The sequence below is a fragment of the Companilactobacillus mindensis DSM 14500 genome, assembly GCF_001434275.1.
Lineage (GTDB): Bacteria > Bacillota > Bacilli > Lactobacillales > Lactobacillaceae > Companilactobacillus > Companilactobacillus mindensis.
The window spans coordinates 47,015-55,371 of sequence record NZ_AZEZ01000091.1 but is presented as its reverse complement, the minus strand read 5'-3'; the positions used below and the strand labels follow the sequence as shown (position 1 = coordinate 55,371).

Genomic DNA, 8,357 nt, shown 5'->3' with positions numbered 1-8,357 from the left:
TTAACAAATGAAAAACTGGAATCCCTTGGACTAATAAATATGTCCACGAAACTCCAATCTATTCAAAATGCTTAAATTAATGAACCGCCGTATACGGAGCCGTACGTACGGTGGTGTGAGAGGTCGGTAATTAAAAGTTACCTCCTACTCGATTTGTTTTAAATAAAATATCGAATCATAGGCGCCTTTTTTTTAAGTGGAAAATATAGTTGTGTTCCAGATCTGTTTTTTATGCAATTCTTTTCAAAGATTGATTAATATTGAATTATGAATTATCTAGTTTTAAAAACTAGATAACATAGTTTACATAATTAAAATAAATGGTATTATTATTCGGTAACACAAATATACATTATGTAATTAAGGGATTTCAGGAGGCGGAAGAATGTATCAAATATTGACTGATTCAGAGTGCGATTTGCCTTTAGCAACTTTGCAAGCGAGCGATGTCAAAGCGATTAGTTTTCACGTAAAATTAGGTGATAAGGATTTGGTCAATGACTTCGGCGAAAGTTTCGACATCAATGAATTTTATAAACAAGTTCAAGCTGGTGCATTGCCAACTACGATGCAAGTCAATGTCGGTGAGTATTTGGAATTCTTCAAAACCTATGTTGAGAAAAAAATTCCAATCGTCTACGTTGGGTTTTCAGGTGGATTGAGCGGTTCGATGTCCAGTGCCAATCAAGCCAGAGAAATCCTTTTAGAAACTTATCCAGAGGCTGACATTCGCATTGTCGATACATTGGCGGCTAGTGGTGGCGAAGGTGAAATGGTCCTTGCAGCAATCAGATTGCAAAAGTCTGGGAAAACTTTGGATGAGTTGGTCGATTGGTTCGATCAAAATAAATTACGCCTACAATCGTGGTTCACAGTCGATGACTTAAATCACTTGTATCACGGGGGCCGAATCTCAAGAACGTCGGCGGCTTTGGGAACTTTGCTAAAAGTAAAACCAATTCTTGACGTTGATGCGAATGGTAAATTAGAGATGGTTTCCAAAACCAGAACACGAAAGAAATCTTTAATCGAATTGGCTGACAAAATCGTCTTGGCAATTGAAGACGATAAGACTCAACCAATCATTATCACGACCAGTGGCGATTACGAAGCAGCTGAAGTTGTTAAAGCACACATTATTGCTAAGGTGTCCGTTGCAGATGTGCAGATCTATCCAATTGGCATAACGATTTCAAGTCATACTGGCTTTGGTTGCGTGGCTGCTTTTGCAATGGGAAAAGAAAAACGAGCTTAATTTATATAAAAGGGAAGAACACATTTGGCCAATCGGTCAGATGTGTTTTTTTTGAAATGTTAACAAACCGTAATTTGACAATGTTTTTGAGTAGCGTAATTATTTTCATAAATTAAATTATTACCAGCTTTAATACTAGATAATAATTATTCTAAATTGATGAGGGAGATTTAGTTAATTATGTTAAAGAAAAAAAGCAAAGAATGGGCTTTGTCATGCGTCGTTCTGAGTGCTGCAGTTTTAGTGGGGATCAGCACACCAGTTCACGCCGACACGGCAGCTACTAATAGCAATTCTTTAGATAGTGTTACGACAACTACTCAAAGTGCTACTAAGTCAGCTAACGATGATGTACAAGATGGTGGCAATGTAGAGCAAGACTTTCCTGATGTAAACAATGAATTAGGCTATGCTTCCAAATTTCATATTTTTGCTAACGAAGCAACTTTGAATTCACACACTAACGGTAATGTTGCTGTCGGTACTTTGAACGGTAACGTCAATTTTGGGACTAATATTCATGAAGGCCACGTCAGTACCGATGTTTCTTACGTCCAAAATATTAATTCAATGGCTAACAGTTCATTCGTCAATCAAACTGATGATCGGATGAATAAAGTTATTTTTGGTGAAAATAATGATGTCGATGTATCTAATGCTAACCGGACTAAGGTCAACAACATCGATGTTGATCATTTGACTAAAGATGAGACGCACCAGGACAAGAATGGTAATAAATATATCGACTTTGACCAACAGTTCAAGACTTTAGAGAATAAATCAGCTGAATTGACGACCAAAACGCCACAAGTTTCCGTTTCAAACAGTGATTTTCCTGACCAAAATCAACGTGTCATCAATTTGGAAGATTATGAAGTTACAGCTGACAACAAGATCGTTATCGACCTTGACCCTGATGTTCTAACTTCAAATACGCCTTTGACGATCTATGGCCTTTCCCAAGATGCTGGGGGAACTAATGTCATCATCAATGTTGATACTAAGGGTCAAGATCATTATGTCGTCAACTCACAGATCAAATTGATCTACAACAATGGTAAAACTAACGACAATGTTGAACGCCCTAATCAAGAAACTGAATATTTTGATGATAACCATTTGCTCTGGAATTTTTATGACAGCACAGCTGCTGACAAACTTTTCGATGGCAAACTAGATATCGACCGTCCTTTCCAAGGTTCTGTTTTAGCACCTAAAGCGGAAGTTACGGCCAATGCTAACTTAGACGGTAATATTGTTGCTGACAAAGTAGTTGTCAATGCGGAGACACACCGTTGGGACTATCAAGATGACTCAGATACTGAAACTGAATATGAGAAGCCAATCACCATTCCGGGCGAATTGCCAGACCTTCCTGGTGAAGAGAACAACAATGGTGGCAATATTGAGAATCCTAATGAAGAAGAGGAAGAGGAAGATATTGATCCTGATACAGGTGAATTAGTTGAGGGTGGAAACGAAGGAGAAGACCCAGAACCAGAAACTCCAACGACGCCAACTGATCCACAAACTCCTGAAGATAAAGACAAGACTACGACTGACGAATCTAGCGACAGTAAAGATGGCGATGACAACCTGATTATTCACGGCGGTTCAGAGGGAACTGATCCTGAAAGCAGTCAATCATCAAGCGATGATAATTTGTTGCCAACTATCGTCGGTGAGGAGAGTAGCACTTCACAAACACCAACATCGGCATCAACATCAAACAATTCAGGTTCATTGCCACAAACTGGTGAGACTACTGGTATTGTGGGAACAATTTTAGGATTGATCATGTTGGCTTTGGGAACATTGCTTAAAGTTACACATCTTAAAAAAGAAAACTAAGTTATAAAAAATAACGCCAGAAGAATTCCAAAATGAATTGGAAATCTTCTAGCGTTATTTTATTTTTTCTTCCGAGAATTACCAGTTAAGAGATAATTGAGACCGGGGATCAAATGTAAGATCCAAATAATTAAAATGGATAGAACTAAGACGACGATGTAGCGTAAAAATGTTGCAATCAAGCCGTGGACAGGGACGTTTGCCATGAACCAAGGTTCGACATACAAGATCAAGAGATTGTGGATTAAATAAACGCCGAAGACTAATGGTGACAAGAATTCAAAAATACCAATAGTCGTATTCGATTTGACGCGGCTGCCCCATTTTTGTAAGAGAATAAAGGCGGCAACTGACATGATAGGAATAAAGATCGATGTAACATAGTAGCCGTTGTTAGCATCGAAAATTTTAGGAAAGACTTCGGAAGTGAAGTTTCCCGCAATACCAAAAATTAAAAAGACTGCCAATAACAACCAATTATTGATGTTCTCGACTTTAATCTTAGTCAACAAATATCCTAGGATAAAGTAACCAGTAAAGCCACCAATCAAGAAGAAGTTGGCGATAGGTGATAGTTGCAATAATTGACCGATATTTTTAGGCAACATTACGGCAATCGAAGGCAGCAGGGAACAAGTTACTAGCCAGATTCCAGTTACATAAACTAACATTTCAGTTGTAGCCGATTGAACGAATGTTTTGATAACTGGCGATAAGATGTAAATGCCAATTAAAGGATACATGAACCAAAGCGTTGGCGATGTTGGTTGATAAAGCATTGTTTTGACGGCCGTTAAAATATTATGCATTGAAAGTGAATGGGCATAAATCCCGACGACAATTGGTGAAATGATCGACCAGAGAATAAAGGGAATAGCAACTCTCGGGATGCGTTGTTTCCAAGTGTAACTCAGTGAAGTAGTTTTTTTGCTATTCAACAAGAGCGACCCTGAGATCATGAAGAAGACCGGTACACTTATATGGGCAAAATAGTTTAAAATTTTAGTTATTTGCCACTGTCCCGAACCGACATTCAAAGTAGTGTCGATTGCTGAGACGTGAATAAAAATAACCAATAGAATTGCGATAACACGGATAAAATCGAGATAAAAAATACGCTGGTTTTTATTCATTAATAATTCCTCCATAAATACTCTATTAATAATAGTTGAAAACCGTCTGAAAATGAAGTATTGGCGTATGATATAATGACAAAGTAAAATTATTGATTGGAAGAAGTTATTATGCGCGTAGGAGAATCCCCAGGAACAGATTTTGTCAGATATTTAATTTGGATTGCCTTTTCTATAATTACATTGATGCTTAAAAACAATGCTGCCACGAAAAAAGGCCTTGATATACCGATTGTGGTCGCCTTTTTCGTAGTTGGCTTGGTAACGTTGTTCTTAATGATTAGAAAATATGTCCGCGAGGAGAAGTCGTTTTCCGATACAGCGGATGGATTTGCTTATTCATTAGTTTCTAATATCGGGTTGGTCAGTTTGATGATCATCATGGTTTGTTTGTTAAGAATCATGGTCAGCTACTTACAAGTAACTGGTAAATTGCCAAGTTTTCAAAATGAAGATATAGCTAGTCCGGAACAAAGTGTTTTCGTATTTGATATGATTGCCAATGTCTTTATTGTTGCAGTCCAACAACAGTTAGTTCAAACAGGATTTTTCTTTAATTACTTCTTTAGAAAAAGTTCTGCATATAGTGCCATAATGGGTATCCTCTTGAGTGGTGTCATTGCTGGGTTGATCAGTTTGCCTGGTTCATTGATCCAATTCTTTATGATGATGGCTTTGGGTTGGTGCTATGCTTTGACTTATCTTTATACTAAAGATGAAAAGATGGCTGTTTTTGTAGCTATGGTCAGTGCCGTGGTTGGAACTATTATTATTTAAAAAATATGTTTTAGTGTTGGTTCACTGCCGTCTTCCATGAAATTCTGGTGGACGCTGGAACGCTGTGAGAGCAACTTCGAACCAACTCTATGAGTTGTTTTGAAGCTTGTCTGTCTCTAACCTGGCGAGATACGCCAGCTAAGAGACTACCACGGCTGAGCATCCACCAGAATTCCATTCCAGACTAGAGGGTTTAAGGATTTTGAGCTTTGAGATATTGATATAGGCAGCTTTATTAAAAAATATCAATAAGTATGATTTGGAATTTGTTCACTGCCGTCTTCCATGAAATTCTGGTGGATTGCTGGAACGCTGTGAGAGCAACTTGGAGCCAATTTAAAAATTGTCTCTAAGCTTGTCTGTCTCTAAACTGGCAAGATACGCCAGCTAAGAGACTACCACGGCTGAGCATCCACCAGAATTCCATTCCAGACTAATGGGTTTAAGTATCTTTAGTCTTGAGGTATTAATATAGGCAGTTTAATTAAATACTTATCATTAAAAATATAAATTATACAGAAAAAGACCGTAATTCTTAATGACTTAGGAATTACGGTCTTCTTATATTTAAAATTATATTTATATAGATGGTAACTTTACTCAAATATTATATATCTCAACTAAACAACGAAAACTCTAGCCTGGAGAGCAAAAGCTGATGGGCTCAGTGCTGGCTTAGATTACTGACGAGCTTGAAGACAATTTTTAAATTGGCTCCAAGTCGCCTCACCACGTTCCAGCCCAATCAGCTTTTGATCGGAAGGCGGCATAATTAATCCAATTCAGAAATTAGTGTTTGTGGTTCTTTACTGAGTAGTGGCGAAATATCATTGTCAACGCACAAGGTCAAGCTGTGCATAGCACGGGTGCAGATTGTATATAAAACGTCGATACTGCGTTCGTCAGGATAATTTTTGGCCGAAACATCGTGCGCAATAACAGCGTTGAACTCCAAACCTTTGGCCAAATAAATTGGTAAGATCAAAATCCCTTTGGGAATCGAACGGAAGTTGGCGTCTACCAGCGTGACAATCGATTCGTCACTGAAGTGGGTGTAAATTTGTTCAGCTTGAGCTTGGTTACGCGTCAAAATAGCGACGGTATCGTATTTTTGATTGAGTTCTTTAGCGGTTTCTTTCAAACCTTGATAGTAATCTTGGTCGTCGAAAACTTTGATGACTGGGTCTTCGCCTTGACGAGAGAAGGCTTTGATCTCACTGCCGTTAGGTAATAATTTAGTTGCAAAATTAGTTATCTCAGCTGTGGAGCGGTAACTTTGGTTGAGTGTGATCGTATTGATGCGCTTCTTGTGGAACAACTCATTGACTTCGGTAACTAAATCATTCTTACGATATGAACTAGTTAGAACATCTTGCGCACGGTCGCCCAAAAGCGTCATCTTAGCGTTGGGGAAAGAGTGGGCGATGTATTTTAACTGGGCCATCGTGTAGTCTTGGACTTCATCAATAAAAATATGTTGGATAGCGTGATTAATGCCGCCGTCAGTAATCAAGTCTCGCAAATAAAGGACGCCGACAGAGTCGCTCAAATTCAACTTGTGGGCTTCAATTTGGTCGTCGATCGATTCGATCATTGTTTGCCAAATATTGTCGGGTACTAAGTCTTGTTTCATTTCACTCATTAAGAAGAGATATTCTTTATACGGATTGAAGAAATAATTGTTGATCAAAGCGTTATAAATTGGGGCGTAACGTTCACGGAGAAATTCTTCGGCAATGATTTCACGCTGATTGGTAGATTCCTCAATATCGTGGTCGGTAATGATCTGTTGAAAGTCTTCATCCGATAAGTTGTCGATCTCGTCTTGGACCCAGTCTTCGTTGCGGTCAGCGTGGATGCGCTTTTGAAGCCGCTTGATCAAGATATTCTTAGTTTTAAGGAAGCGGTCCGGGATGTGATAAGCGTGATTGACGTTATTATAAATCTCTGAAATTTCTTCTTTAGTAAAGAATGGTTTACCGTCGAAAATAATATCTTCGAAATAGAGCGTATGTTCAGGATGATCGTTTTCTAATTGTTCTAAGTGATCGAGAAAGGCACCACTTTCCTTATATAAACGGATCTTAATAGTCGTTTCGGGCAGGTTGCGTTCGTCCTTTTCGTAACGTTCAAAGAGCGTTTCAACTTGTACACCGGATAGACGCAAAGAAATGAATTCGTTCAGCGTAACTTGACGCATATTGCGTTCACCCAAACTAGGCAAAACTTCAGAAATATAATTACTGAATAATTTGTTAGGTGAGAAGAGCACGATATTGTCGGCATTCATGGTTGAACGGCTGTGATAAAGCAGATAGGCGACCCGCTGCAAGATAGCGGATGTTTTACCAGAACCGGCTACACCTTGAACGAGCAGAATGTCAGAGTGCGTATCACGGATAATGGTATTTTGTTCATGCTGGATCGTTGCCACGATGTTTTTCATATATTCATCGCTGTATTCGCCTAGAACGGATTGAAGGATTTCGTCGCCAACAGTTTCGTTAGTGTCGAACATGTTGCGGATTTTGTTGTGAATAATTTGGAATTGACGTTTCTTTTTGAGGTCAACTTCGGCGGTACCATTAGGGGTTTGGTAGTGGACTTTTCCTAAAACGCCGTTGTAGTAAATTCCGGAAACGGGTGCGCGCCAGTCGTAGATCAAAAAGTCGCCATTTTCGTCTTGAAGAGTGGAAGTTCCAATATATAGACAATCTTCTTCGCCATCTTCAACGATATCGATTCTACCGAAATAAGGCGAACCTTGGAGGTTCTCTAATTTTAATTTGTTGGAATTTAAGATGTTTTCATTTTCAACGGCCAAAGCAACTAATTGTTTCTGTTGTTGAACAGAAGCGTTGGTTTCCATTTGGTCATCGACTTCGGTGGTATTAACTTTGGTATTTTCGCCGTAATTACGTTCAATACGGCCGGTTTCTTGGTGAGCTTGAGCAATGCTTTGGTCAACACGCTTAATATCGTCGTCGATTTTTGTGGCAACCATATTGACGCGTTGTTGTTCTTCAGCTTTAGATTGATTAATCGTCATTAAACTACCTCTCGTTGACAATTTGTCGTTTTTTAATTATGCTAATAGCAATTAAAGTACATTAAATCATAGACATTTTTAAGTACTAATTCAAGTAAGTTGGTTCAGAGAATAACTTCATGGCTGGAAAAGTTATCGACCTTGTTTTGGGAAATGGGTACGGGTGGTTACCTTATAACTTTTGAGTGGTAGAGAATTCTCTACAAAACAGGTGGTACCACGCTGAAGCGTCCTATTTATTAGCAATAATAAATGGGACGCTTTTTTTACAGCAGAGTTAATACTTTACTAA

The 8,357-nt window shown here is 38.6% G+C and carries 5 protein-coding genes; 3 read left to right on the top strand and 2 right to left on the bottom strand.

The genetic code is table 11. The annotated features are described in order from the left end of the window. Positions 1 to 385 precede the first annotated feature (385 nt). Both FD29_RS08350 and FD29_RS08345 read left to right on the top strand, forming a co-directional pair. The gene (locus FD29_RS08350; RefSeq protein ID WP_057888485.1) at positions 386 to 1,255 is read left to right on the top strand and encodes a DegV family protein; all 870 of its coding nucleotides are present in this window, start codon (positions 386 to 388) and stop codon (positions 1,253 to 1,255) included. 180 nt (positions 1,256 to 1,435) lie between these two features. After that, positions 1,436 to 3,106, top strand: a complete 1,671-nt coding sequence (locus FD29_RS08345; RefSeq protein ID WP_057888484.1) for a collagen-binding domain-containing protein — start codon at positions 1,436 to 1,438, stop codon at positions 3,104 to 3,106. A 59-nt stretch (positions 3,107 to 3,165) separates the two neighbouring features. On the opposite strand, the gene FD29_RS08340 is transcribed toward FD29_RS08345, so the two are convergent. Continuing rightward, entirely contained in the window at positions 3,166 to 4,239 is a 1,074-nt protein-coding gene (locus FD29_RS08340) for an acyltransferase (protein WP_057888483.1), read from the bottom strand. A 111-nt stretch (positions 4,240 to 4,350) separates the two neighbouring features. On the opposite strand from FD29_RS08340, the gene FD29_RS08335 reads away from it, so the two are divergent. Further along, entirely contained in the window at positions 4,351 to 5,016 is a 666-nt protein-coding gene (locus FD29_RS08335; protein WP_057888482.1) for a CPBP family glutamic-type intramembrane protease, read from the top strand. A gap of 772 nt (positions 5,017 to 5,788) precedes the next feature. On the opposite strand, the gene helD is transcribed toward FD29_RS08335, so the two are convergent. Beyond that, complete coding sequence (gene helD, locus FD29_RS08330; RefSeq protein ID WP_057888481.1) at positions 5,789 to 8,065, bottom strand: RNA polymerase recycling motor HelD; 2,277 nt, start codon at positions 8,063 to 8,065, stop codon at positions 5,789 to 5,791. Between the last annotated feature and the right edge of the window lie 292 nt (positions 8,066 to 8,357).